Annotated in this window: 26 protein-coding genes; 6 read left to right on the top strand and 20 right to left on the bottom strand. The window is 56.1% G+C overall.

What is annotated here, in order from left to right:
- Positions 1–2: 2 nt before the first annotated feature.
- The 18 genes from ACOXYR_RS02850 to ACOXYR_RS02935 form a co-directional block, all read right to left on the bottom strand.
- The gene (locus ACOXYR_RS02850; protein WP_108475915.1) at positions 3–1,232 is read right to left on the bottom strand and encodes a beta-ketoacyl-ACP synthase; all 1,230 of its coding nucleotides are present in this window, start codon (positions 1,230–1,232) and stop codon (positions 3–5) included.
- On the bottom strand, positions 1,229–1,960 hold the full coding sequence (locus ACOXYR_RS02855) for a 3-ketoacyl-ACP reductase FabG2 (RefSeq protein WP_108475916.1): 732 nt from the start codon (positions 1,958–1,960) through the stop codon (positions 1,229–1,231). The genes ACOXYR_RS02850 and ACOXYR_RS02855 overlap by 4 nt, the downstream gene beginning before the upstream one ends.
- Complete coding sequence (locus tag ACOXYR_RS02860) at positions 1,957–2,433, bottom strand: hotdog family protein (protein ID WP_189623909.1); 477 nt, start codon at positions 2,431–2,433, stop codon at positions 1,957–1,959. Before ACOXYR_RS02860 ends, ACOXYR_RS02855 begins: the two co-directional genes overlap by 4 nt.
- Positions 2,430–3,584 carry a beta-ketoacyl-[acyl-carrier-protein] synthase family protein gene (locus ACOXYR_RS02865; RefSeq protein ID WP_113857740.1) on the bottom strand — a complete coding sequence of 385 codons (1,155 nt, stop codon included), beginning with the start codon at positions 3,582–3,584 and terminating at the stop codon, positions 2,430–2,432. Before ACOXYR_RS02865 ends, ACOXYR_RS02860 begins: the two co-directional genes overlap by 4 nt.
- Position 3,585: 1 nt before the next feature.
- Positions 3,586–4,161: a DUF3261 domain-containing protein gene (locus ACOXYR_RS02870; protein WP_421356054.1), complete on the bottom strand. Its 576-nt coding sequence runs from the start codon at positions 4,159–4,161 to the stop codon at positions 3,586–3,588.
- Complete coding sequence (locus tag ACOXYR_RS02875; RefSeq protein WP_421356045.1) at positions 4,161–6,482, bottom strand: MMPL family transporter; 2,322 nt, start codon at positions 6,480–6,482, stop codon at positions 4,161–4,163. The genes ACOXYR_RS02870 and ACOXYR_RS02875 overlap by 1 nt, the downstream gene beginning before the upstream one ends.
- Positions 6,451–7,056 carry an outer membrane lipoprotein carrier protein LolA gene (locus tag ACOXYR_RS02880; RefSeq protein WP_421356046.1) on the bottom strand — a complete coding sequence of 202 codons (606 nt, stop codon included), beginning with the start codon at positions 7,054–7,056 and terminating at the stop codon, positions 6,451–6,453. The genes ACOXYR_RS02875 and ACOXYR_RS02880 overlap by 32 nt, the downstream gene beginning before the upstream one ends.
- Complete coding sequence (locus ACOXYR_RS02885; RefSeq protein WP_108475921.1) at positions 7,053–7,475, bottom strand: acyl-CoA thioesterase; 423 nt, start codon at positions 7,473–7,475, stop codon at positions 7,053–7,055. The genes ACOXYR_RS02880 and ACOXYR_RS02885 overlap by 4 nt, the downstream gene beginning before the upstream one ends.
- Before the next feature lie 3 nt (positions 7,476–7,478).
- Positions 7,479–9,155: a glycosyltransferase family 2 protein gene (locus ACOXYR_RS02890; protein WP_421356047.1), complete on the bottom strand. Its 1,677-nt coding sequence runs from the start codon at positions 9,153–9,155 to the stop codon at positions 7,479–7,481.
- On the bottom strand, positions 9,146–9,499 hold the full coding sequence (locus ACOXYR_RS02895; RefSeq protein ID WP_421356055.1) for an ApeI family dehydratase: 354 nt from the start codon (positions 9,497–9,499) through the stop codon (positions 9,146–9,148). The genes ACOXYR_RS02890 and ACOXYR_RS02895 overlap by 10 nt, the downstream gene beginning before the upstream one ends.
- The gene (locus ACOXYR_RS02900; RefSeq protein ID WP_421356056.1) at positions 9,486–10,844 is read right to left on the bottom strand and encodes an AMP-binding protein; all 1,359 of its coding nucleotides are present in this window, start codon (positions 10,842–10,844) and stop codon (positions 9,486–9,488) included. Before ACOXYR_RS02900 ends, ACOXYR_RS02895 begins: the two co-directional genes overlap by 14 nt.
- Positions 10,841–11,410 carry a COG4648 family protein gene (locus ACOXYR_RS02905; RefSeq protein ID WP_421356048.1) on the bottom strand — a complete coding sequence of 190 codons (570 nt, stop codon included), beginning with the start codon at positions 11,408–11,410 and terminating at the stop codon, positions 10,841–10,843. Before ACOXYR_RS02905 ends, ACOXYR_RS02900 begins: the two co-directional genes overlap by 4 nt.
- Before the next feature lie 6 nt (positions 11,411–11,416).
- Positions 11,417–11,668, bottom strand: coding sequence for an acyl carrier protein (locus tag ACOXYR_RS02910; RefSeq protein ID WP_015963162.1), 252 nt, complete (start codon positions 11,666–11,668; stop codon positions 11,417–11,419).
- Positions 11,669–11,680: 12 nt separating this feature from the next.
- Entirely contained in the window at positions 11,681–11,938 is a 258-nt protein-coding gene (locus tag ACOXYR_RS02915; RefSeq protein WP_421356049.1) for a phosphopantetheine-binding protein, read from the bottom strand.
- Between the two features lie 24 nt (positions 11,939–11,962).
- Positions 11,963–12,751 carry a lysophospholipid acyltransferase family protein gene (locus ACOXYR_RS02920; protein WP_189624002.1) on the bottom strand — a complete coding sequence of 263 codons (789 nt, stop codon included), beginning with the start codon at positions 12,749–12,751 and terminating at the stop codon, positions 11,963–11,965.
- Positions 12,730–13,452, bottom strand: a complete 723-nt coding sequence (locus tag ACOXYR_RS02925) for a beta-ketoacyl synthase chain length factor (protein WP_407731532.1) — start codon at positions 13,450–13,452, stop codon at positions 12,730–12,732. The genes ACOXYR_RS02920 and ACOXYR_RS02925 overlap by 22 nt, the downstream gene beginning before the upstream one ends.
- A gap of 221 nt (positions 13,453–13,673) precedes the next feature.
- Entirely contained in the window at positions 13,674–14,903 is a 1,230-nt protein-coding gene (locus ACOXYR_RS02930) for an amino acid permease (RefSeq protein ID WP_421356050.1), read from the bottom strand.
- A 460-nt stretch (positions 14,904–15,363) separates the two neighbouring features.
- A complete protein-coding gene (locus ACOXYR_RS02935; protein ID WP_113857731.1) occupies positions 15,364–15,828 on the bottom strand; it encodes a multidrug/biocide efflux PACE transporter in 465 nt (154 codons plus the stop codon).
- A gap of 94 nt (positions 15,829–15,922) precedes the next feature.
- On the opposite strand from ACOXYR_RS02935, the gene ACOXYR_RS02940 reads away from it, so the two are divergent.
- From ACOXYR_RS02940 to ACOXYR_RS02950, 3 genes are all read left to right on the top strand, one after another.
- A complete protein-coding gene (locus tag ACOXYR_RS02940; RefSeq protein ID WP_108475930.1) occupies positions 15,923–16,792 on the top strand; it encodes a LysR family transcriptional regulator in 870 nt (289 codons plus the stop codon).
- 100 nt (positions 16,793–16,892) lie between these two features.
- Positions 16,893–18,086, top strand: coding sequence for an acetyl-CoA C-acetyltransferase (locus ACOXYR_RS02945; RefSeq protein WP_113857730.1), 1,194 nt, complete (start codon positions 16,893–16,895; stop codon positions 18,084–18,086).
- 484 nt (positions 18,087–18,570) lie between these two features.
- The gene (locus ACOXYR_RS02950; RefSeq protein WP_108475932.1) at positions 18,571–19,266 is read left to right on the top strand and encodes an oligogalacturonate-specific porin KdgM family protein; all 696 of its coding nucleotides are present in this window, start codon (positions 18,571–18,573) and stop codon (positions 19,264–19,266) included.
- A 180-nt stretch (positions 19,267–19,446) separates the two neighbouring features.
- Here ACOXYR_RS02950 and ACOXYR_RS02955 read toward each other — a convergent pair whose 3' ends face one another.
- Complete coding sequence (locus tag ACOXYR_RS02955) at positions 19,447–20,622, bottom strand: oligogalacturonate lyase family protein (protein ID WP_108475933.1); 1,176 nt, start codon at positions 20,620–20,622, stop codon at positions 19,447–19,449.
- Between the two features lie 460 nt (positions 20,623–21,082).
- On the opposite strand from ACOXYR_RS02955, the gene kduI reads away from it, so the two are divergent.
- The 3 genes from kduI to araE all read left to right on the top strand — a co-directional run bounded on the left by kduI (position 21,083) and on the right by araE (position 24,474).
- A complete protein-coding gene (kduI, locus tag ACOXYR_RS02960) occupies positions 21,083–21,919 on the top strand; it encodes a 5-dehydro-4-deoxy-D-glucuronate isomerase (protein WP_108475934.1) in 837 nt (278 codons plus the stop codon).
- 62 nt (positions 21,920–21,981) lie between these two features.
- Positions 21,982–22,743, top strand: a complete 762-nt coding sequence (gene kduD, locus ACOXYR_RS02965) for a 2-dehydro-3-deoxy-D-gluconate 5-dehydrogenase KduD (RefSeq protein WP_421356714.1) — start codon at positions 21,982–21,984, stop codon at positions 22,741–22,743.
- A 312-nt stretch (positions 22,744–23,055) separates the two neighbouring features.
- Entirely contained in the window at positions 23,056–24,474 is a 1,419-nt protein-coding gene (gene araE / locus ACOXYR_RS02970) for an arabinose-proton symporter AraE (RefSeq protein WP_189623919.1), read from the top strand.
- A 543-nt stretch (positions 24,475–25,017) separates the two neighbouring features.
- Here the strand turns inward: araE and ACOXYR_RS02975 are convergent.
- Positions 25,018–26,133 carry an oligogalacturonate lyase family protein gene (locus ACOXYR_RS02975; RefSeq protein ID WP_113857727.1) on the bottom strand — a complete coding sequence of 372 codons (1,116 nt, stop codon included), beginning with the start codon at positions 26,131–26,133 and terminating at the stop codon, positions 25,018–25,020.
- Positions 26,134–26,170 lie beyond the last annotated feature (37 nt).

The following is a 26,170-nucleotide window of genomic DNA, read 5'->3' on the forward strand; positions in this document are numbered from 1 at the left end:
GCTTATGCCCAGCGCTTAATGACCAGCGAGGTGTTGATCCCGCCGAAGGCGAAGTTATTGCTTTGCAGATATTCGCAGTCAATGTGACGCGCTTCGCCCATGATGTAATCCAGCGCACCGCAGGCTTCATCGGGCTGTGTCAGGTTAATGGTCGGTGCGAACCAGCCTTCACGCATCATCTGTAAGCTCATCCACGCCTCCAGTGCGCCGCAGGCTCCCAGCGTATGGCCGAAATAACTTTTCAGCGAGGAGATCGGCGTGGTATCACCGAAGATCGCCGCCGTGGCCTGGCTTTCCGCCAGATCGCCGCGATCGGTTGCCGTACCGTGCGCGGAGATATAGCCAATCTGCTGTGCGCTGACGCCCGCCATCTGTAACGCCTGCTCCATGCAAATTTGCATCGTATCGCGCTGCGGTTGGGTGATATGCGCGGCATCGCAGTTGGTGGCGAAGCCGACGATTTCGCCGTAGATGGTCGCCCCGCGCGCCTTCGCGTGCTCCAGTTCTTCCAGAATCAGCGTGCCGGCGCCTTCACCAATCACCAGCCCGTCACGCGTCTGGTCGAACGGGGAGGGCGTTGTTTTCGGCCGATCGTTTCGCTGGCTGGTGGCAAAGAGCGTATCGAACACGGCGGCTTCCGAGGGGCAAAGTTCCTCTGCGCCGCCCGCGACCATCACGGTTTGATAACCGTGGCGAATCGCTTCCCAGGCGTAGCCAATCGCCTGGCTACCGGAAGTGCAGGCGCTGGAGGTGGGAATGACGCGTCCGCGCAGGCCGAAAAACAGCCCGGTATTCACCGCCGTGGTGTGCGGCATCATCTGCACGTAGGTGGTGCCGGTAATGTTATTGGTATGCTTTTCGGTCAGCATGGTGGCGAACTCGCTCACCGGGCCGGTGCTGCCGGTAGATGAACCATAGGCGATACCGGTCTGGCCGTTGGTCAGAACCGGGTCGTCAATCAATCCGGCCTGTTCCAGCGCCAGTTCCGTGGCGCGGGTCGAAAGCAACGACACGCGGCCCATAGCGCGGATGCGCTTGCGGGTGTAGTGCGCGGGCAGCGTGAAGTCATCAATGGGCGCGCCCAGCAGGGTATGCAGACCAGCGTAGACCTGCCACTCTGGCATATGCCGCACGGCGTTTTCATACTTCAGTAACCCGCGCGATACGTCCTGCCAGTCTTCGCCGAACGCGGTGACGCCGCCCATGCCCGTGATCACGACACGACGTGTCATAACATGCCTCCGTTGATCGAAATCACCTGCCGGGTGACGTAGCCCGCGATGTCCGACATTAAATAACTCGCCAGCCCGGCGACCTCTTCAGCCTGCCCCATGCGTTTCATTGGGATCATCGCCATGGCTTCTTTCAGGGCTGCTTCTTCCATTGAAATCATTCCGGTGTCAATCAACCCCGGCGCGATGCAGTTGACGGTGATTTTGCGCCTGGCGAGTTCAATTGCCAATGCTTTGGTCGCGCCGATAATCCCCGCTTTGGCGGCGCTGTAGTTCACCTGTCCACGGTTACCCATCACGCCGGAAACGGAGGAAAGCGTGATGATTCGCCCGCCTTTACGTGCGCTTATCATGGGCATGATGCAGGGGTGAATCACGTTGTAGAAGCTGTCGAGGTTAGTGTGAATAACCGCATCCCAGTCCTCTTCGCTCAGCGCCGGGAATGCGCCGTCGCGGGTAATTCCAGCGTTGCTCACCACGCCGTACCACGCGCCGTTCTCGGCCATATCCTCTTCCAGCACCGTTAAGCACTGGGCGCGATCGCCCACATCAAAGCGCAGCAATCGACCTTTACCGCCAGCCTGTTCAATGGCGGCCAGCGTTTCGCGCGCGCCGGGTTCATCCTGATGATAGTGAACGCCAAGGGTGAAACCATCCGCGGCCAGCTGTAGGGCGATGGCACGACCGATGCCTTTGCTGGCACCGGTAACCAGAACGGAACGACTCATGCGTTTTCTCCCTGCTGAAACAGCGACGTTAACTCGTCGGACGATGGCTGGAATGTGTTGACGCGGCCCGTGGCCACCGGTGTGTTATCAATCATTATTGTGCATTCGAAACTGCCGAAACGACTGTCGCGCATCAGCAGGTGGGCGTGAATATCAAGCGTAGCGAGCGCAGGAAAATAGCCTGCCGCACACACCAGCTCACGCGCGCCGAGCACCATACCCAGCGTCAGTTGTTGCTCGCCCTCATCCTGACGATGCCAGCCGGACCAGACGCCGACCGTCTGCGCCATCAGTTCCAGCGCGTACCAGCCGGGCAGGTTGCCTGACACATCAAGAAAGGGGGCCAGCACGCCTGCGGGATTAACCGTTACCTGGCACTGCACGTCGTTTTCGCTGACCGCGGAAACCTGCTCAAGCAGAAGCATGGGAGCGTCGTGCGGTAAATAGTCCGCCGGCGGTAAGTAGTGACTCATGAACGTCGTCCTAACAAAATACTGGTGTTGTTGCCGCCAAAGGCGAAAGAGTTGGAAAGAATGACCGGGCGCGCCAGCGGCGCGGCGGCGTGAAGCAGGCCGCAGGGCAGCAGCGTCTCATCGACCGGCATTTGGCTGAAATCCTGCGGCGGCAGCGGCAAATTATGCTGCAGAATCAGCATCGCAATGGCCGCCTCGGTGATGCCTGCCGCACCCAATGTGTGCCCGGTGAGATGTTTCGTGGAACTACAGGGAACCGTATCACCGAAGAGGCGATTCACTACCTGTGATTCAATTTTGTCATTCAACGGCGTGGCGGTGCCGTGCATATTGATGTAGCCCACGTCCTGCGGCGCGAGCCCGGCCTCTTTCAGCGCCTGAAGAATTGCGCGAATTGCGCCTTCGCCTTCCGGATGCGGGGCCGACATATGCCACGCATCGCTCGATTCGCCGACGCCCAGCAGGGCGATTGGCTGCGGCTCGCGGGTCAGCAGCATCAGCCCCGCGCCTTCCCCGATGGTAATGCCGCTACGATCGCGACCAAATGGCTGGCAGCGCGAGGCTGAGAGCGACTCCAGGCTGTTGAAACCGTTGATCGGCATACGGCTTAAGGTGTCCGCGCCGCCCACAATAGCGACATCCGCTAAACCCGCTTCAATCAGACGGCGACCGCTAATAATCGCGCGCGCACTGGATGAACAGGCGGTGGAGAGAGTAAATGCCGGGCCGTCGAGCGCCAGCCAGTGGCTGAGAAATCGCGACGGATCGCCCAGTTCCTGCTGCGCGTAGTGCCACTGGGGATGCTGCTGGCTGACATGTTTATCGCCTTCGTCCAGCCCGGACGTGCTGGTGCCCATCACCACGGCAATGCGCTCTCGCCCATACCGGGCAATTGCGTCATCCACCTGCGGCTGGATCTGCGCCAATGCCGCCAGCAAAAGCTGATTATTGCGGCTGCGATGTTCGGCAAAGGTGTCCGGAATGACAGGCAGTTCCGCCTCCACGCCGCCAAAAACGGCATCTGGCTTGCCCTGCAACCAGCCTGCGCGGGCACGCATGCCCGGCGCGATGCCGCGCGTCAGGTTCGCGGCGACCTCAGGTACGTTGTTACCCAGCGCGTTAATCATGCCAACGGCAGAGATATAAATCATATCAGTCATCCAGGTATTGAATGGTGATGTGGTACTTGAAGGCGTGCTGCTCAATGCTGACCGGCTCGCGTTTGCCTTTGCGCGTCAGGTAGGTTATCTCGGTTACCGTTTCGCCACGGGCGTTACGCAGCGCGCGTTTGTCGCCCGCGTCGGTAAGTGTCCAGCCTTTAGGCAACTGCGGCTGCCACGCGCTAATCGGCAGATAGCTGAGCATTACGTCTGCCAGTACCTGGCTTGCGGGCGGTAACTGCGGTACGACGATGTTTTGTTCCGTGCGCAGGCCTTTTTCATCATAGGTCAGCAGGAACAGACGGATCCCCAGCGACGACAGCCCGGCGAGGGTGATTTTGTGTTCATCGGCATCCAGCATCACCATTAACGATTGGGTTTTGCCGTTGAAGGTGCCGGTCAAAAGCTGCTGCGACGTAAAGGCGGGCGTCATGCCTGGCGCAGGCAGCGTTATGCGCGCGCCCGGTTGCAGCCAGGCGGTGGGGCGGGTGCCATCATGATCGTGGCTACAGCCCGCAAGCAGTAGCGCGGAGGCCAGCATAAGGGCGCGCCAGGCGTTGCGTATCATCATCGTTTTTCTCTTTTTTTCGTTGGCATCGCCAGCGGCGACAGTAGCCAGGCAGTGAAGATACCGCAGACCAGGACAATCCCAAAACTGCTAATGGCCTGGGTGCTGCTGAAGACCAGCATGCCCAGCGTCAGCAAGGTGGTCATCATTGCAAGCGTGATGGCGAGCAATGACGTCAGCGGCGTACCGCGTGGGTTGCTGAAAAACAGGGTGTAGTTAATACCGATACCCAATACCAGCACCAGCGCCAGTAATGAGAAAAGATTGACGCTGTGCCCGCTCAAGGAGAGCGCCGCCAGCCCACAGCCCAGGGAAAGCAATGAAGGAAGCAAACTGATTACCCCCTTTCGCCAGCCCATGCGTAGGATTGCGCCTACGGCGATCGCGGCCAGCGCCACGCCGAGCAGCACCGTTAATACGGTGCGGTACAGCCCAAACAGCGCGTCAAAATTCTGTTTTCTGTCAACCCAGGCGACGCCGGTGTGCTGTTCCGCCAGCGCCTTTAACGCCGCGCTATCTTCCACGCCATCCACGGGAATGAGCACGCCGCTGACGCCGTGCGGCAGCGTCAACCACATCAAGCGCCAGCCTTCGCTGACAGGGCTTGCCAGCCAGTCGGACACGTTCACCGGCATGGCGCGAAGGTCGGGTTTCACGTCAGGTAGCCCCGCCTGTTGTAGTGCCTGGCTGATTGCGGGTGCCGCGTGATTAAGCAGCGCCAAATCCTGCGCCTGACGCGCGCGAGAATTGAGTGGAATCGTGCGGTATCGGGCGAATAAGCCTTGCTGGCGAGCGCTATCCAGATGAGTGCTAAATGCTTCCATGCGCGTCAGCGTCTGCTCTGGCGAGTCGCCGTAGACCACAAACCACTTCTGATCGACGTTCTGCCCGGTAAGCTGCGTTATCTGTTTTTCCTGCTCAAGCAGATGCGGCGGCAGCGCCTGCAACTGGGCGATATCATCGTTAACCTGAAGGGTGGAGAGTCCGATCAGCGAAACCACCGTCAGTGCGGCGGGCAGCCCGTAAATCAATGCCTTGTTGCGTCGCCACAGGGCGAGCCAGCGTAGCAGCAGGGCGAACATCGGCACCGGGCGCACCGGCAGCCCGCGACAGAGCCACGGGTGCCAGAACACCACCGTCAGGCAGGACGCGGTCAGCCCCACGGCGGCAAAGATTGCCATCTGGCGAATGCCGGGGAAGGGGGCGAGCATCATAATCAGATAGGCGACAACCGTGGTCAGCAACGCCAGCAGCAGCGCGTTTCGTACTTTATTGAGACTTTGCCACGGTGAGTTCTCCGCGCCGTGCACCATCCGTTCGGTCAGATAATAGAGCGTGTAGTCGGCAGAGATGCCGATGATGCTCATGCTCATCACCAGCGTCATCAGGTGCAGTTCGCCAAACAGCAGCAGCGTCACCGTGGTGCCCGCCAGCGCGCCAATGCCGATGGAGAGCAGGCTCAACAGCAGTGGGCGCAGCGAGCGGAACACCAGCACAATCAGCAGCAGCACGCCGAATATCGTTGCCGCGCCGAGCGTGGAGATATCGCGTTTCGCCTGCTGGCTGGCGTAATCGCTGTACAGCACCGTGCCGCGTGACAACACCTGCGCCTGCGGGAAGCGCGTTTTAAGCCGGGCTTCGGCGGCAGTCAGTGCCTGCACCAGTTGATGGGTTTGCTGCATATCAAACGCATCGCTTTGCAGCTCACCGTGCAGCAGATACCAGTAGTTACCGTCTTGATCCTGCGTTGCCAGCCAGCCGTCCATCAGGCGCAAACGCTGGCTGCTTTGCATTAACGCCAGTTGGGAACCGCGCGTCAGCATAAAGGGATCGTTTTGCACTTCTTTACCGCTGACGCCGGAAAAGGCGGAGTAGAGCTGTGAGAGAACCCACTGTGCCTGCGCCTCGCCGCCGTTTTGCAGGCGAGCGCGGGTGGCGCTGTCTACCATGCCGTTACGATGCTGCCAGTAAAACGCGCCCCAATCCTGCTGGCTTTTGGCATCCATCGGGCCCTTCACCTGCGCCAGCGCCGGGGTGCTTTTCAGTTGCTCAAACCACGCCTGCGCGATGTGGGGATCGGGCGTTTTACCGGGGCTGACCAACCACATCATTTGCTTATCAAGGCGCGAGATAAAACCGTCGTTCAGCGCGGGCGGAATGTCGCCCAGCGCTTGTTTCGGCAACATCGCCAGCACGCTGCTGTTCATCCTCGCGCCGGGTAACAGCGCCAGCAGCGTGCCCAGCAGAATCAGGCAAAAAACAGCCCAGATGAGCGCCGGACGGCGGCCGTTATTGGGCGCTAAAACGTTGTTGTTCGTCATGGGTCAGAGTGGCTGGCGTCAGGCGGTGTTGTGAGAGAGCGATATCGGTGCGGTCACCCTGTTGATCGTTCAACTGGATCGTTTCGAGAAACTGCTGCCCACTCAGGTCGATAGAGGCAAAAATCTTATCCAGCGGCGAGGTAATGGGCGTCAGGCGCAGCGCCCAGCGGTTATCGCCTTTGTCCTGAAGCACGATGCGGAAGTTTTGTTCCAGCACGCGGCGATCGGCCTGGAATAACGCGCGCAGCAGATGATTAAGCTGGAACATCTGCGGGTTATTGTCGGCGGTGATCACCTGCGGCGGCTGGCCGTTCACCTGCTGCACCATGCGGGTATCGGTAAGCATCATTTGCATCGGGAACGGCGTTTTTTGATCCCACAGTAAGCCGTTGTCGCGGGCAATCAGCATCTCGCCCTGAGAACGTAGCGGCTGCGGCATCGTTTTAATGGTGCGGATTTGCTCGAAGTGGGCGCGCACAATCGGCTGTTCGGTAAAGCGCTGTTGCAGGGTGTCCAGCGTCACGGCGTGCACCCACGGGGCAATCAACAGGCAAATAAGCGGCAGGAATTTCATGGCGCGACTCCCATGCGTTCAAAAAGGACAGCCGGGCTGACGAAGCACATCTCTTTGCTGGCTTCTTCAACCGCCACCTGAATGGTGTAGCCGGTGGTGGTGCGCTTGCCGCTTTCGGCATCGAAAATCTGGTAGGCAATGCGCAGTCGGTTTTCGTACTCTTCCAGATGCGCCCGCACGCGGATACGCTGCTCGAAGGTCAGGGCATCGCGATATTTGACGCGCGTATCCACTACCGGCCAGACGTAGCCTGACGCTTTCATCTGGCGATAGCCGTAGTCGAATTGATTGAGCAGCGCTTCACGGGCGATTTCGAAATAACGGAAATAGTTGCCGTGCCACACCACGCCCATCGCATCGACGTCATGAAACGGGATGGTGAGTTCAACCTCAGTGGTAAAGCGGGGATCGTTAAGCACCCTTTACTCCTTATGGGCCGCGTCGGGCAGCCGCCAGAAATCAAAAAAGTTGAACCAGTCCAGCGGCGCCAGAAGCGCGTAATGCTCCAGCCGCTGCGCATAGCGGTCTACCGCCTGCTGAAGCGCCGCCTGACGCTCTGCGCGCGGCAGCAGCAGTGGGTCGGCGAACGGTTCGCAATGAATGTGTAATTGGCCCTGCTGTTTCAGGGCGAAAATCAGTAAGGTCGGGCAGCGCAGCAGTGCGGCGAGAATAAACGGCCCCTGCGGGAACGGCGCGGGCTGGCCCATAAAGCGGCTCCAGATAACGCGCCAGTCGCCGCCGCGCTGACGGTTAACGGCAATGCGATCGCCGACGATCGCCACCCATTCGCCGCGATCCAGTTTCTCTTTCAGCAGCATGGCGGTATCCGGGCCGATGTCGGTGACCGGCATCAGGTTCAGCCCGGCCTGCGGCGCCATTTCCTGCATGATTTGCTTGAATCGCTGGGCGTTTTCACTGAACACCAGCGCGTTGATCACCCGGCCTTCTTCGCGCTGCGCCAGCGCCCGACACGCTTCCACATCGCCAAGATGCGACGCCAGCAGCAATTTGCCGCGTGGTTCATGCATCGCCAGTGCCACTTCCGCGCCCGGGGCAAACACTACTTCGTGCCCGAAACGCAGTTCGCCGCGCCAGCTGGCGACTTTATCGAGCATTGCCTCGCCAAAGCGCAGGAAGTGGCGATAGCTGCTCAGCCGTTTCGCGTTCGGCTGCTGTTGATGTACGCGTGCGAGCCACTGCTGCGAGGCGCGGCGTTCCGTGGCGGCAATCAGCCAGTACACAGCCACCACCGGCTTCAGCAGCAGCGAAAACGCGTCACGCCCCAGCCGTTGCCAGATGCGCAGCATCAGGCGCATGCCCCATAACCCCTTCACCTCTTTTTGCTCTGCCCAGTGCACATTGCGACGGCGAAACAGCAGCGACGGAATACGCGGCAGCATGCCGAAGAAAAGGCGGGTGTGCATCCACGAGATGCGCACGTTATCTTTCAACGCATCGAAATGGGAAAGCCCATCCTGCGGGTACGTCACGCGCGTCGGTAGAAAATAACTGCGATGGCCCTGCCAGTAGAGGCGCACCATCACTTCGGTGTCGAAGTCCATTCGCTGGCCGAGCGGTACACGCTGCGCCAGTTCTAGCGTTGGCGTAATCGGATAAACGCGAAAGCCGCACATGCTGTCTTTAAGCTGCAGCGACAGCGTTTCAATCCACACCCAGACGTGGGTTATCCAGCGTCCATACAGGCGTGAGCGGGGGATGGAGTCATCGTAAATCGGCTGACCCGAAATCAGCGCCTCGGGATGTTGCTGCGAAAGCGCGAGCAGCGCCGGGATATCTTCAATCGCGTGCTGCCCGTCGGCATCGACCTGAACCGCATGGCTGAAACCCGCACGCGCCGCCTCTTCCAATCCACGGATCACCGCCGCGCCTTTCCCCGCATTGTGCGGCTGGCGGATAAGCGTAACGCTGGCGTGATTGTCGGCAAGCGTGCGTAATTCGCGCCGGGTCGCGTCGTCGCTGCCATCGTCGACGATGATAATGGGCAGGGCAAACGGCGCAAGGCGCGCCAGCACCTGCGCCATCATCGCGCCGTGGTTGTAGCAGGGGATCACCACGCAGGGCGCGAAGCTTAACGGCATAAACGGATTTTCCCACTGCTGGTGGTGTGGCGCACGTCACCATCGTGGCGCTGGAAGCAGAAGGTGAGCATCTCTCGCGTCTCCTGCCACGTCAGCGTTAAGGTGATACGGTTTTCCGGCAGTAGCGGAGCCTGGAATTTAACGTTTTGAATGCTGTGAAAGCGATAGTCAGGGGTCAGTAAACGGCTGGCATAGTGCATGACCCAATCCAGTTGTGCCACGCCCGGCAGCAGCGGCTGCACGGCAAAGTGGCCTTTAAACCAGAACAGTGTGGCGGGCAGATGCAGGACAATCTCCGCCTCGCCCGCGTCCGTGTGCTGGCAGGAAATTTCATCCGGCATCATGGTCATGAAAGCACTCCTGTAATTGCGCATCGATGCGCTTATTCATTGTATTCACTGGAATAACATCCACCACGCGCCAAAAGCGGGGAAGTGCGACGGGTTCCAGCCACGGGCGTAGCGCCTGACGCCACGCCTGCGCCTGTTTGCGGCTTGCGCCACGCCACGCCTGACGCGTTTCATCATCCAGCACCAGCAGCACCCCCACGCTTTGACGCGTGCCGCGCGTAATCAGTATGGCGGCGGCATCACGCACGCCCTCCAGCGCTAATACGCGCTGTTCGACTTCCGCCAGCGAAACCCGTTTTTCGGCGATTTTGACCACGCGCCCGCGCCGCCCCAGCAGATGAAAATGGTTATCCGCAGTGAAGCGCAGTGTGTCTTCCAGCAGTAGCCCGGCAGGCTCGGCAATCAGTGGCGATACTACGCGCCAGTCGTCGTTTTCTGCTTTGAACGTCACGCCGGGGAAAGGCTGCCAGGCGATCTCCTCCGCATTGCGCTGCCGCCACGCGAGTACGCCCGTTTCGCTACTGCCATAGATTTCATCGGGCCAGACATTCAGCCAGCGAAACGCGTGCTGCGCATCCTGCCAGTGCAGCATGCCGCCAGCGGTGATCACCATGGCGACGTCCGGGGCTGTCAGTCGCGCATCCAGATGCTTCAGAAACGCCGGGCTGCTGATAAACAGATAACGCTGCGGTGGCGGGAGCGCGGCCAGCTGTTCAGGCCAGGCAAGGGTGTCGGCATGCAGCGGCAGGCCCAATGACATCGGCAGAAAAATGCGGAACGTCAGGCCGTAGAGATGCTGTGGCGAGACGGAAGAGACCACCCGGCAATCGGCCAGCCGACCGGCAAAGCGCGCGGCCAACAGGGCGGATTCCGCATCCAGCGCCGCCAGGCTTTTGTAAATACGTTTGGGCTGCCCGGTGGAGCCGGAGGTAAACAGTTCCAGCCCGGCGTCATCGGGTATCGCGGGAAGCGGTTGAGCATCGTCACGGATGGGGGTATTGATGATGCGTAAAGGGCCATCCCAGTTCAGAGAACCCTCGCTTAAGATGCCGTCGAACAGCGAACGTTGTTCTTCAAGCAGCGAAGGGCGAGCGTGACCCGGCAGCACCGGCGTTTTTCCGGCATGCAGCGTCGCCAGCAGGGCGACCAAAAACCGATAGCCCTCTTCCAGACACAGCGCCCAGCGCTGGCCCTTCTGCGTTTGCAGCCACGCACAGTGGGCGGCCACGTCGTTGCGCAACTGGCCCAGTGTCCAGAGGCGCTCGCCTGACCAGGCGACAGGCGTGCTATCGGGGCGTTCGGCACTCAGCCAGCGGGATAACGGGCGCGGGGCGTTCATGCGGTTTCTCGCTTCATTACCCGGCGGCGCACCAGCCATTCACCGGCCATCAGCGCGCCCATCAGCAGGTAGGCGATCATCCCGTTCCACGCGCTCCATAGGGCCATATCGCCAATCTGCGCGGTAATCAGGGCCACGGTGCCGTTAAGAATAAAAAAGCCGCACCAGATTTGCGTGACGCGTCGCGTGTAGCGCACACCCTGCGCGGAGAGTTGCGGAGATTGCAGGCGCGCCAGCCGTTCAACCAGCGGCATTGCGCTGAACAGCGAACTGCCAAACAGGGCGAGCATGATGCCATTGACCGCCACAGGCCAGTAGAGCAACAACTGATGCGTTCCCAGCAATGCGCTGGCAAGACAGAGCGCCAGCCCGGCTAGCGCGACGCTTTGCATCACCCGGCGCATCGGCCCGGCGTTGTCCTGCGCCTGACGCAGACGCAACAGCAGAACGACCGCCAGCATGGGCAGGAGCCATTGCAGACCGTTATGTGCCAGACCAAACCAGACTAAAAATGGCCAGGCCAGCAGCACACTCGCGGTGATGATCTTGAGGGGCGGCAAACGCACGAAAAATCAGGCTTCGCGCAGCAGGCGCTCGACGGCGTCAACCACATCCTGCACGGTACGCACGGCTTTGAACTCTTCCGGCTTAATTTTTTTGCCGGTCTTCTTCTGCAATTGAACAATCATATCCACAGCATCAATGCTATCGAGTTCAAGATCTTCATACAGACGCGCCTCGGGGGTGATTGCCGCCGGGTCGACTTCGAACAGTTTTACCAGCAGGGAAGTGACTTCCTGATAGACAGCAGTTTGGTCGGTCATGATGGCAGCTCCTCAGGCGCGTTGGGATTGAATAAAGGCAGCGAGCGTCGCCACCGAATAGAAATGCTGACGCATCGCTTCATTTTCAGCAGAAAGCACGATGCCATACTGGTTTTTTACCGCCAGCCCCAGCTCCAGCGCATCAATAGAATCCAGACCTAAACCGTCACCGAACAGGGCCGCATCGGTGTCGATGTCGTCCACGCTCAGTTCGTCCAGATTCAATGTGTTAATGATGAGATGTTTAATCTCGCAGTAGTGCTCTTGCATCGTTAATTCCTGCACAATGATGTTTTAACCAATTGATTGTAATTTCTGTAATAGATGCCGGTTTAGCGCGCGCGCGGCCAGCGCCGGTTCTTGCTTATTCGCGGTAATAAAGTCGTCGACACAGATTCGCTCCCGAACGATAACCTCAAACAGCGGCGTCGTCTCCGGGACGTGATACCACGGGCGCTGCTTATCCAGCAGATGCTCGCTACAGCGAATGCTCACCAGGCGTAAATCGCGTTCGCAGCGCACCGCAATATTGGCGGCGCCGCGTTGGATAGTCATGGTTTCGCCGTGGCGCGTACGCGTCCCTTCCGGGAAAATCATCAGCGTGTCGCCACGCTGTAAACGGGCCTGGCTTTCTGTCAGCAGACGTTCCGCTTCGCTGTTGACCAGGTAATCTGCCGCGCGGATCACACCGCTGACAAACGGGTTCTTCAACAGCGCGCTCTTTACCAGACAGTCGGTTTCCGGCATCACCGAGGCCAGCAGGACATAATCAATCAGCGTCGGATGATTCGCCACCACCAGGCAACCGCGTGCCTGCCGTAAAATATCAGCGCCCTGTACACGGTAACGCAGGACGCCCGTCACGCTGGCGAACCCCAAAAAAACGCGGAAGCTCGCCGAAATACTGCGGCGCGCCAGGCGCCGGCGCTTGTCGTCATCGCGTATGACCAACAGCAACAGATTAAACCAGCACAGCGACAGCAGCAGGCCGCCCAGACCAAACAGCGCGAAGCACACTACGGTCATCAGTAACCGCCAAAGGTGATTGATACGCCTTGCTATCATTTCTGGCTCCAGCGCCAGCGTAATCGTTCGCCTTCAAGGACGAAATGGGCTGTGTGGCCCAGGTAATTCTGTAAAAATTGCAGGCTTTGCGGCAGCGCGGGCTCTTCTTTCGTTCCGCCCGGCTCGGTGATGCACTGAAACTGGTCACCCTCTTCAATCACCAGCGCTGTCGCAAAGGCCCAGGCAGGCATCTGTGCGGGCAGTCGATCGCGGTAAAAGTCTGGCAGCGCACCGTCAAAATCGACCATTAAAATACGCCGGTGGCCCGCCTGCAGCAGGCACATCACCTCGCATAAACCTTGCAGGAATGTGTCGCGCCCCGCGGTGAGCGATGAGGAGACAATCGGCTGCTTTGCGGCGATAGTCAGATTTCCGACCGCCGCGTTATGCACTGACATCGCGAAATCGGTCGGCGAAATAGCCTCATCACTCGCCAGCGCCCTAAGGATACGGTAATTACGCTCCAGCTCACCGTGGCGGCTGGTGTAGAGCACGGCATCAATGGCATGACGGCGCAGCAGGGTAAGGCCACACTCTACGGCCAGCTTGCTACCTGAACTCAGACGACGCGCGGTCATCATCGGCAATTCAACCAGTTTCGCCTGCGGGCTGGCAGGATCAATGGCATAAGGCGATTGCACCCATGATAGCCACTGCTCGGTCTCGCCCAGTCCAGGCGCGCGGGCGATCCAGTCGATAATATTGAATGCTAATTTCATTAACGCGCGTCCGCGGGGGAAAAAAACGTACTTAAAATACGCCGGGCGTAATGCCGCGATCGCGTTATTTTAACGACCAGGGTATTTCTTATCTATCTTCTACAAAATAGTGGGGACTTTACAAAAAAAATGCATTTTAGTCATGCGGAACAAACTGATTTTTGCTCATCATTTGTTTCAAACGGGATAACAGGGCAGCCAGAACTGCCCTGCTAACGGCGTTAACCGAGGAACATCACTGAGACGCAGAGTATGCCCACAATCAGCGTAATCAGGCTGCCGACAGAACGGTACGGCTTCAGCGATGGGATAAGATAGGTAGAGAGCGTCGGCATGATAAACAGAATCATGGCAATCAGCGGGCCGCTTATCGCGTAGATCATCGAAATAGCGTTCGGGTTGATGCAGCAAACGATGAAGGTCAGGGTAGAGACCAGCAGAATTGACATCATGCGGTTAAACGAACGGCTTTTACGCACGCCAACCTGATTGAGAGACGCTTTTACCATCTCGCTCGCGCCTTCAATGACGCCAAAGTAGGTGCCGAGGAACGATTTCGACATCGCCACAATCGCCACGATAATGCCGGATACGGACAACCAGTTGGGTGAGTTGGGCATCATCGACAGTGCTGAGAGAATCGTCACGCCCTGATCTTTGGCGGTATTGATGTAATCCACCGGAATGGAGAGCAGGCAGCTAAAGACAAAGAACAGCACGCTCAGGCAGATAATCAGATACGCGACCTTCATGATTTTTTTGCATTTACCCATCGCGAGCTCGCCATATTTCTCTCTACGGTCGATAGCGAAGGTAGAGATAATTGGCGTATGGCTAAAAGCGAAAACCATCACGGGGATGGATAACCACACCTGGTGCAGCGTGTGCGGCGTCACTTCCATTTGCCCGGTGAGTAGCGCGGGCTGCCAGCTGCCTGTCAGGTAAATCGACAAAAACAGGAAGTAGGCGATCAGCGGGAACACCAGGAAGCCCATCACTTTGATGGTGGCCTGGCGACCGGCAAGGAAAATCATGTTCAGCAGTAATACCACGCCAAGACTCACCAGCACGCGTACCGTCAGATCGACCGGCATATGCTTGGCTATCTGTTCGGTGATGGAGTTGGTGATGGCGACGGCGTAAATCAGAATCACCACAAAAAACGCCAGGAAATAGAGCGCGGTGATGAGATTGCCAATTTTTTTGCCGTAGTAGTGGCTGACTGCACCGGTTATCCCGACACCCGCAGGCGTGTTGGAGGAGAGGATAAACTGACACAGGGCGCGATGCGGCCAGTAGGTCAGCGGCCACGCGACCAGCGCGGTAACAAACAGTACCACGGCCCCTGCGGATCCTAACTGGATTGGCAGGAACAGGGTACCGGCGCCTACAGCAGTGCCGTACAGGGCAAAGCTCCAGAGCGTCTCTTCTTTTGACCAAATTTTAGACATTATGCGAATTTAATAACCATGGAACATACAAAATGGAGCGTAATTTACCATAATTATGATTCGTGGTGGTTATGAATACTTTTACCCCTCACCCTAACCCTCTCCCAGAGGGAGAGGGGACAGATTGTGCACATACGTAACTCACCCTCTCCCTGTGAGAGAGGGACAGATTGTGCACATACGTAACTCACCCTCTCCCTGTGGGAGAGGGGACAGATTGTGCACATACGTAACTCACCCTCTCCCTGTGGGAGAGGGGACAGATTGTGCACATACGTAACTCACCCTCTTCCTGTGAGAGAGGGGACAGATTGTGCACATACGTAACTCACCCTCTCCCTGTGAGAGAGGGGACAGATTGTGCACATACGGAACCCACCCTCTCCCTGTGAGAGAGGGGAGAGATTGTGCACATACGTAATTCACCCTCTCCCTGTGGGAGAGGGCCGGGGTGAGGGCATCAGCGCGCACAATCCATCGCCCGTTGCACACGGCGCTTCATCACGCGCTCGCGCAGCATGTCATACACCCAGTTATAGAGCATGGTGTAGGGCAGGAAGAACAGGAAGAAACCAATCTCCAGCGTTAGCGCCTGCATCAGGGTCACGCCAAGCACCACCGATACAATGCTCACCCCAATCACGATAAAGCCACACTCAAATCCCAGCGCGTGGAAGGCGCGGATTTTCGCCGTACGGGTGACGCGCGTCACCGGCCACAGGCGGTCAAAAATGGCGTTATAGATGATATTCCACACCATCGCCGTGGTGGCGAGAATAATGGTTAACCCACCCATTTCCAGCACCGAGCGTTGCATCAGGTATGCGGCGGTCGGGGCGAGGATCGCCGTGGCGATGCCTTCAAAGCACACGGCGTGGAAAATGCGCTCCGGCAGCTTTCTGCGGTGAAGGTTGTCGTGTTGCATCTCAATTACCTCTGGTTGTTCTCTCTATTGCTGGGCATTTTATGGATAAATATGATAAGTAAAAGATAGATTCCATCGATAAAGTAGATAGATTATGCGCTATTCACCCGAAGCCCTTACCGCATTTGTCGAAACCGTCGACAGCGGTTCATTTTCAGCTGCCGCGCGGCGCTTACGGAAAAGCCAGTCCACCATCAGCACCGCGATTGCCAATCTTGAAGCCGATCTCGGCGTGACGTTGTTCGATCGTTCGTCGCGCCAGCCGGTGTTAACGCCCGAAGGCCAGCGTGTACTGAGTTACGTGCAGGCGATTCTGGCCGCCAGTGAGCGGCTGGATGAACTGGCGGTGGCCCTGAGCAGCGAAACGGAAGCGCGGCTGGCATTTGTGTTGTCGGATACGCTCCACCCTGATGTGCTGGAAAAGCTGATGGTGCAGTTTGACCGTCGTTTTCCGCATACAGAGTTTGAATGTCTGGTCGGTGAAGACGACGATGTTATTGATTTGCTGCAAAAAGGACGCGCGCAGGTGGGGCTGATTGAGGCGCGGGAAAGTTATCCCACCAATATTGGACATACTCGTCTGCCGATGCAGACGCACATGGCTATTTACGTTTCCCTCGATCATCCGTTAACCGCGCAGCCCAGCGTCGAGTGGGATCAACTGCATACCTGGCGCGAATTGCGGCTGAATACTTATCTCGAAAATCGCCCCACGCCTGCGCGCGGCCCGGTGTGGTCTGCACCTAACTATCTGATGTTGATGAGCATGGCCGCTCAGGGCTTCGGCTGGTGTGTGTTGCCCTGTGCGTTAGTGGAGGAGTTTTCCGGTTCCGCGCCGTTAACCATGCTGACACTTCCCGGCTGGCCGATCGCCGTTTCTATCGATTTGCTGTGGAATAAAAGCGCGCCGCCGGGCGCGGCTGGAAGCTGGGTCAAAGCGTATCTGCAACAGGTGTCAGCGTAACGGAAAACCTTTGTGATAAATCTCACTTTTTTTAAACAATTACGATAAAAGTTGATAACAATCATCTACTATAGCCTGGTTATTTTGCGCTGAGGTAGAGATGAAAGATGTCGTTATCGTAGGTGCAGTCCGTACACCCATCGGCTGCTTCCAGGGGGCGCTCTCCCGCCATTCGGCTGTCGAGCTGGGTAGCCTGGTGATCAATGCGCTGGTCGAACGTAGCGGAATTGAACCGCATGTTATTGATGAAGTGATTATTGGTCAGGTGCTGACGGCGGGTACCGGGCAAAATCCTGCGCGCCAGTCGGCAATTAAAGGCGGCCTGCCCAATACGGTTTCTGCTATTACGATCAACGATGTTTGTGGCTCGGGCCTGAAAGCGCTGCATCTGGCGACCCAGGCCATTCAGTGTGGTGAAGCGGATGTGGTGATCGCGGGCGGCCAGGAGAATATGAGCCGCGCGCCGCACGTTCTGACCGATAGCCGCACCGGTGCGCAGTTGGGTAACAGTCAGCTAATTGATAGCCTGGTGCACGACGGATTATGGGATGCGTTTAACGATTATCATATGGGCGTGACGGCGGAGAATCTGGCGCGCGAATATGGCATCAGCCGTGAACAACAAGATGCCTGGGCGCTAAGTTCACAACACAAGGCGCGTAAGGCTATCGATTCCGGTCGCTTTCGCGATGAAATTGTTCCGGTAGTGAACGCCCAGCCGAACGGGGAAACGCTGCGTGTCGAAACGGATGAGCAGCCGCAAACCGATCCCAGCGCGGAAGGACTGGCGCGCCTCACCCCGGCATTCGATCAGCTTGGATCCGTCACTGCCGGGAACGCGTCGTCGATCAACGATGGCGCAGCGGCGGTGTTAATGATGAGCGAAAGCAAAGCGCTGGAGCTGAATTTACCCATCCTGGCGCGTATCCGCGCATTTGCCAGCGTCGGCGTCGATCCCGCGTTGATGGGTATCGCGCCGGTGTACGCCACCCGTCGTTGTCTGGAGCGTGCGGGCTGGCAACTGAACGATGTCGATCTTATTGAAGCCAACGAAGCGTTTGCCGCCCAGGCGATTTCTGTCGGCAAGATGCTGGAGTGGGATGAGCAGAAAGTGAATGTGAACGGCGGCGCTATCGCCTTAGGCCATCCTATTGGCGCGTCCGGCTGCCGAATTCTGGTGTCTCTGGTTCACGAAATGATGAAACGCGATGCCCGTAAAGGCCTGGCGACGCTGTGCATTGGCGGCGGTCAGGGCGTGGCGCTGGCCGTGGAACGTGATTTGCCTGCTGCATAATCTCTTACAACGCTACTAAAACCCCCGGTAGCGTTAAGATTACCCTGAGTTAATCCCTTTTTATCCCCCCGTATTAATGCTAATGCAAATGACGTAACGAAAGGCTTTTTGCTTACACTTTTGTCGTCGCTTGTCATGGTTTGCGCTGAGTTAATTCTATAAAAACACATTAATAAAATCCTTATTATTTGATGAAATAAAATAACCCTGGTTATTTTATTTTTTAATGCATCATTAACTTGTTGATTTGTATCGGTTATTAAAAACAGGAGTTTTAGCGGATTATGTGTGAAAAATGAATTGCATGTGATGTGCATCGCATATTTATTGTGTTTTGACATCTTTTTATTGAAGCCGATCACGCCATTTCGTGCCGTATTTTTTGAAACAAATAATTACGATCCTGATCACTAAAATACACGTATTAAAAAAATAAAATGCAATTCCATAAAAACGAAACATGATTTCAATTGAGGGATAGCAAATGTTGAAAAAAACTCTGGCCCTGGCTGTATTGTGTGGAGCATCTTTTGCTGCATCAGCGGTAACTGTCGATTTACGTCACGAATTTATTGATGGTGGTAAAACAGATAAAACTAACGCTGACCGTGTTTCTGTTTCACATCGTTTTGCAAATGGCTTTGGTTTCTCTGTTGAAGCTAAATGGAAGTCGGGGGGGGATAATACCGATAAGCCGTATGCGGATTTTATCGGTAATGGTCATGAAGAGAGTATTAGCTGGCAGTGGAAAGCCAATAAGAATTTCTCGGTAACGCCGGGGTTCAATATTGAAAGTAATGATAGCCGCTCTATTTACAAACCGAACCTGCGGGTTCAGTACAGCTTCGACAGTGGTTTTTATGTTGCCGCGCGTTATCGTTATGATTACACACGCTATCCTTCAAATGCCGGTAAAGACGATGATAAAGTCAACCGTGGCGACGCCTGGGCGGGTTATGTATTCGGCGACTGGCGCACCGAGCTGAACTATGTGTATGCACGCAGCAGCGAAGGAACCGCGCGTAATAACAACAAACCGTATTCTCAGGAATATAACGTTAAGTTGGCTTACCGCTGGGATAAAAACTGGGCACCGTATGGCGAAGTGGGTAACGTGGGTGTGAATGACCGTAACGATCGCCAGACGCGCTTCCGTGTCGGTGTGGCATATACCTTCTAATTAATTCTTCCACCTCGTTATTAACCCGGCGTAGTTAGCCGGGTTTTTCTGTTTTCTTTTTTTCAATCATATTTCTAATATAAACGGCAGATAAAAAAAAGCCCCCCATAAAGGAGGGCAAGGCCAGTTACAGAAACACTACATCAAACACTCAGTCACTCATACTTTATATTCAGCCATTCAGGCCTGAATAAAATCACGCTGTGTCGGAAGTTTGGCAATATAAAGTGCCGGTTTACCGTCTTTGTCGGAACTGAACAACACCGCGCCATCGTGTGGCAGGAAAGAAGGGTGCGGATGCGTGACCTGGCGGCTGTTTTGTACCGTCGCCCAGGAGGTGTCATGACGCGCGATGCGGAAGTACGCTTTTTTCGCCACGTCGAAACCGTATAAATAGGGATCGTTATCGATGGTGTAGCCGCTGGTGTCTTTCACATCGACCGGCGTACCGGAACCGTCACCGACCAGCAGCGTACCGTCGAAGTTGCTCATCAGATGCGAACAGGCTGGCATCTGCATCAGCGCTTCGTTGACGCCGGTGTCCGGGTTGTAACGATAAATGGTGCGACCCTGCTTACCCTTCAGATAAGAGACATACACCAGCGCCGAACCGTTAGGTACCCAGAATTCATGGGTGCAGCTTTCACCTTCCGCATGCTCTTTGACTTTACGCACGTTGCTGCCGTCTTCGTTTACCAGCCACATGCGGGCATCGACCAGATCGTGCGGGCCTTCGTGGCAGAACGCGACGGTATGATCGTCAAACGGGCGATAAATCGGGTGGCCGAGCCAGTTTTTCTCTTCGTGGATAACCGAGCTTTCGCCCGTTTGCAGGTCAACGCGTAGCAGACGGCAGTGCGGGCCTTTATGGAAGAAGTCGTGGAACAGCTGCCAGCTGTTAAGCGGCGTCCAGTCGCTTTTGGCAATCTCAATGCCTACCAGTTTGGTGCAGTCGCTGTTGGACACCCAGGTACCGTAGCCGACCCATTCGTCCGGCACGCGATACACTTCCCGTTCCACCAACGTTTTCAGGTTCACTTCCAGTAGGGTGCGATCGTTCTTCACATAGTAGAGCGATTGGTCATCCGGTGAGAGAAAACCGCCGAAGGTGTTATCACCTTCGCCTTCCGTTAATTGCACCGCTTCTGCATTGGCGACATCCAGCAGGTAGTAGTTCCAGTGGCCGTCAAACTCACCTGCGAAAAGCAGATGGCTACCATCGTTGAAAAAGCACTTCTGATAGAAGTAGTTACGATGACAGGTGACTTCTGGTGGGGTTAAGCGGGTGACTTCCGCGCCTGTGTCTGGATCGCGGCTGACCTCATAGTTCAGTTTTACCCGCATACCTTTAGCCATGTTGCACTCCTTTTTCTCAAGCAATGGTGGCTTAACGCTCACCGGCCGATGTGGATGTCGTTTTAAAAATATAGTGATAATTTATCAAAACGACGTTTCAATGTTTGTGATGGTGAGCGCACTTTGTACGAAAAGGCTGTAAATTCAACCCAGATCAGGTTATCGAAAGCGATGCCGCTCCAAATGAACTTTGTTTTTTGACGGATATTTCTCACATTTCAGTTAATTCTCAATGTTTATATTTTACTGAATTAAAAAGACTTTATTTTTTCACCGGGGATGGATAACGGCATATTCGTGATCCCTTTTGCATTTTTAGTAATATTAGACAGAAAAAGTGAAACAACGTTTTAATTGTAATTGAAAACCCATTTCATCAGCGATAAGATGACCTCATTGACAAAGCGGAACCCTGTTTCAGGTCGCTAATAAAGAGCAACGGATTTTCTGGAGGCATTCGGTGGACGTAAGACAAAGCATTCATAGTGAACATGCAAAAACGCTGGACACGCAGGGCCTGCGCAACGAATTTCTCGTTGAGCAAGTGTTTGTCGCGGATGAGTACACCATGGTGTACAGCCACATTGATCGCATCATCGTCGGCGGCATTATGCCGGTGGCAAAAACCGTTTCCGTGGGCGGCGAAGTGGGCAAACAATTAGGCGTGAGCTACTTCCTGGAACGTCGTGAGCTGGGGGTGATTAACATCGGCGGCGCAGGCACCATTACCGTTGACGGTAAATGTTATGAAATCGGCCACCGCGACGCGCTGTATGTCGGGAAAGGGGCAAAAGAAGTGGTCTTCGCCAGCGTCGATACGGCGAAACCGGCGAAGTTCTACTATAACTGCGCACCGGCCCACACCACTTATCCGACCAAAAAAGTCACCCCGGATGACGTTTCTCCGGTCACGCTGGGCGATAACCTCACCAGCAACCGTCGCACCATCAATAAATACTTCGTGCCTGATGTGCTGGAAACTTGCCAGCTCAGCATGGGGCTGACTGAACTCGCGCCGGGGAACCTGTGGAACACCATGCCGTGCCACACCCACGAGCGCCGTATGGAAGTGTACTTCTACTTCAATATGGATGAGGACGCCTGCGTGTTCCATATGATGGGGCAGCCGCAGGAAACGCGTCACATCGTGATGCATAACGAACAGGCAGTGATTTCGCCGAGCTGGTCTATTCACTCCGGTGTGGGTACCAAAGCGTATACCTTCATCTGGGGAATGGTTGGTGAGAACCAGGTCTTCGATGACATGGATCACGTGGCGGTTAAGGATCTGCGCTAAGTCGCGGGCAGCAAAAGAAATAATGCCTGTCGCGAACAGGCGCAATCAATAAGGAATTTAATATGATTTTAGATGCATTCTCTCTGCAGGGTAAAGTTGCCGTTGTCACCGGTTGTGATACCGGTCTGGGCCAGGGTATGGCGGTTGGCCTGGCGGAAGCGGGCTGCGACATCGTGGGTATCAACATCGTTGAGCCGGCTGAGACCATCGAGCGCGTCACCGCGCTGGGGCGTCGCTTCCTGAGCCTGACTGCCGATCTGCGTTCCATCGACGGTATCCCTGCGCTGCTTGACCGTGCGGTAGCGGAATTCGGTCATATCGATATTCTGGTCAACAACGCCGGTCTGATTCGTCGTGAAGACGCGATCGACTTCAGCGAAAAAGACTGGGACGACGTGATGAACCTGAACATTAAGAGCGTGTTCTTTATGTCTAAGGCGGCGGCGAAACACTTCATCGCGCAGGGTAAAGGCGGCAAAATTATCAATATCGCCTCCATGCTCTCCTTCCAGGGCGGCATCCGCGTACCGTCTTACACCGCATCGAAAAGCGGCGTAATGGGCGTCACTCGCCTGATGGCCAACGAGTGGGCGAAACATAACATCAACGTCAACGCTATTGCACCGGGCTACATGGCGACCAACAACACCCAGCAACTGCGTGCGGATGAAGAGCGTAGCGCGGCGATCCTCGATCGTATCCCGGCGGGTCGTTGGGGTCTGCCGAGCGATCTGATGGGGCCGGTTGTCTTCCTGGCTTCCAGCGCATCTGATTACATCAACGGCTATACCGTTGCCGTAGATGGTGGCTGGCTGGCTCGTTAATTCCGGCCTGGCGGTAAGAACCCTGCTTCGCGGCAGGGTTTTTTTTGCCTGTAAATCACATCAATCCATATCGTGTAAATTGATTTATCCATGTGATTATTTCTCTAGTGAAATCATTAAAGATAAATCTATTTAAAAACAGACAATTAAAAATAATTGATGAAATGTTCTTCAATTTTAAAATTGTAATGTCCATCACATAACCGATATGTGCAGCTATTTAATCCATATCTACGCGATGAACCGCCTGACGTATCTCTCTGGAAATCCCGTATGTTCAGGGAATGTTCTATTCAGTGCAGGCAGGAAAAGATGGTTACCTTAAATAGTGATTCAGTTGTGTCTCCACGCTCGCAGCGCGATACGCGGCGAATGAATCTGTTTGTCTCCGTTTCTGCGGCGGTGGCCGGTCTGTTGTTTGGTTTAGATATCGGCGTGATTGCCGGGGCGCTGCCCTTTATCACCGATCACTTTGCTCTGAGCAGCCGTTTGCAGGAGTGGGTGGTCAGCAGCATGATGCTCGGTGCGGCGCTGGGGGCGCTGTTCAACGGCTGGCTCTCCTTCCGCCTGGGGCGCAAATACAGCCTGATGGCGGCGGCGGTGTTGTTCGTGCTGGGCTCGCTGGGCTCTGCGTTGGCCAGTAGCGTGGAAATCTTGATTGCGGCGCGTGTGTTGTTGGGTATCGCTGTGGGGATTGCCTCTTACACCGCGCCGCTTTATCTCTCTGAAATGGCGAGCGAACACGTGCGCGGTAAGATGATCAGCATGTATCAGTTGATGGTCACCCTGGGCATTGTGCTGGCGTTTCTCTCTGATACCGCATTCAGCTACACCGGTAACTGGCGCGCGATGCTTGGCGTGCTGGCGTTGCCAGCGGTGATCCTGATTGTGCTGGTGATCTTCCTGCCGAACAGCCCGCGCTGGCTAGCGGAGAAAGGGCGGCATATCGAAGCGGAAGAAGTGTTGCGTATGCTGCGTGATACCTCTGAAAAAGCGCGTGAAGAGCTCAATGAAATTCGCGAAAGCCTGAAGCTGAAGCAGGGCGGCTGGAAGTTGTTCAAAGCTAACCGCAACGTCCGCCGCGCGGTGTTTCTCGGCATGCTATTGCAGGCGATGCAGCAGTTCACCGGGATGAACATCATCATGTACTACGCGCCGCGCATCTTCAAAATGGCGGGGTTCACCACCACGGAACAGCAGATGCTGGCGACGCTGGTTGTCGGGTTGACCTTTATGTTTGCGACATTTATCGCCATCTTTATGGTGGATAAAGCCGGACGTAAACCGGCGCTGAAGATTGGTTTTAGCGTGATGGCGCTGGGTACGCTGGTGCTGGGTTACTGCCTGATGCAGTTTGATAACGGCACGGCAGGCAGCGGGCTTTCCTGGCTGTCGGTGGGCATGACCATGATGTGCATCGCCGGTTATGCGATGAGTGCCGCGCCGGTGGTGTGGATCCTGTGTTCTGAAATTCAGCCGCTGAAATGCCGCGACTTTGGTATCACCTGTTCCACCACAACCAACTGGGTCTCCAATATGATTATTGGCGCGACCTTCCTGACGCTGCTCGACAGCATCGGTGCGGCAGGGACGTTCTGGCTTTATACCGGGCTGAATATTGCCTTTATCGGGATTACGTTCTGGCTGATTCCGGAAACCAAAAATGTCACGCTGGAGCATATCGAACGCAAACTGATGGCAGGAGAGAAGCTGCGAAATATTGGGGTGTGAAGGATAGTTGGGGTGAGTGCGCGCTGATGCCCTCACCCCGGCCCTCTCCCACAGGGAGAGGGAGAAAACACGCGTACGGTCGGTTCCCTCTCCCTGAGGGAGAGGGTTAGGATGAGGGTTTACACCTTCGCCAAATAGAGCGTCGGCATTCCCTCTACACTCTCCCACGGGGAGAGGGAGAAAACACGCGCACAGTCAGTTCCCTCTTCCTGAGGGAGAGGGTTAGGATGAGGGTTTACACCTTCGCCAAATAGAGCGTCGGCATTCCCTCTACACTCTCCCACAGGGAGAAGTAGCAACCGCGCACTGTTCCACTGGGAGGCCGAGAAGTAACAACTGTGCACAGTCGGTTCCCTCCCCCTGAGGGAGAGGGTTAGGGTGAGGGTTTACACCTTCGCCAAATAGAGCGCCGGCATCCCCTCTACACTCTCTCACAGGAAGAAGTAGCAACGGTGCACTGTTCCACTGGGAGGCCGAGAAGTAACAATTGTGCACAGTCGGTTCCCTCTCCCTGAGGGAGAGGGTTAGGGTGAGGGTGAGGGTTTACACCTTCGCCAAATAGAGCGCCGGCATCCCCTCGACATCTGACGTATACAGCACCCACTGATTATCCGGTGAAAACGAAGGATGCGGATGCGTCACCTGGCGGTCACCGTCCAGCACCTTCCAGCTACTGTTATGCTGACACACCGCTTTCTGCTCCCCGCTGTGAATATCAAACACCCAGATAAACGGGTCGTTGCTCCCGTTATGCGGTGCACCGTCGCCTACAACGAGCGAGCCGTCATGATTACTCATCAGGTGAGAGCAGGGCGGTATCGCCATCAGCAGAGTATTTTCAAGCGTTGCCGGATCGGCGCGATATAAATAGCGTTGCGGTGAATTATCCTGATGCGCCACGTAATAAAGCGCGGAGCCATCCGGTACCCAGAACTCATGAGTAAAGCTTTCGCCGGGCTGATGCTGGCGAACCTTGCGCAGGTAAGTGCCGTCGGCATTGATTAGCCACATACGCGCATCGATCGCATCGCGCGGGCCTTCGTGACAGAACGCCACGGTATTATCATCAAACGGGCGGTAAATCGGATGCCCCAGCCAGCGCTTCTCCTGCAAAATGGTGCGCTGCGCACCCGTTTTCAGGTCGATGTTAATCAGGCGGCATTCCGGCCGCGTAAAGTAGAAATCGCGGAATTTTCCCCAGTCGGTCAGCGGCTGCCAGTCGCTTTTTTTGATTTCGATGCCGACAAGCTGCGTACAGTCGCTGTTGGCGACCCACGTACCATAGGCCACCCACGCGTCATCGACGTCATAAATCACCTGCTCTTCCAGCGAATCGAGATCCACGCGCCTTAACTGGCGGTTGTTTTTCACATACCACAGCGCCTGGTCGTCTGCGGAAAGGAAGCCGCCGAAGGTGTTATCGCCTTCGCCGTCCGTGAGTTGCGTAGCGTGTTGCGCTTCGCGGTCTAGCAGGTAGTAATTCCAGTGTCCTTCAAACGCGCCGCCAAAAATGAGCTTGTTGCCATCGCGGGTAAAACACTTCTGATAGAAGTAGTTACGGTGACAAATAATATGCGGCGGCGTCAGGCGAATGACCTCATGCCCTGTTTCACTGTCCGGCTGTGAACGGAAATTTAGCGGGATGATTTTACCTTTCATCAATCAACTCCTGATAAAAAAATACCCCGCCGCCGAA

The organism is Pseudocitrobacter faecalis (assembly GCF_965231525.1).
In the GTDB taxonomy this organism is placed as follows: Bacteria; Pseudomonadota; Gammaproteobacteria; order Enterobacterales; family Enterobacteriaceae; genus Pseudocitrobacter; species Pseudocitrobacter faecalis.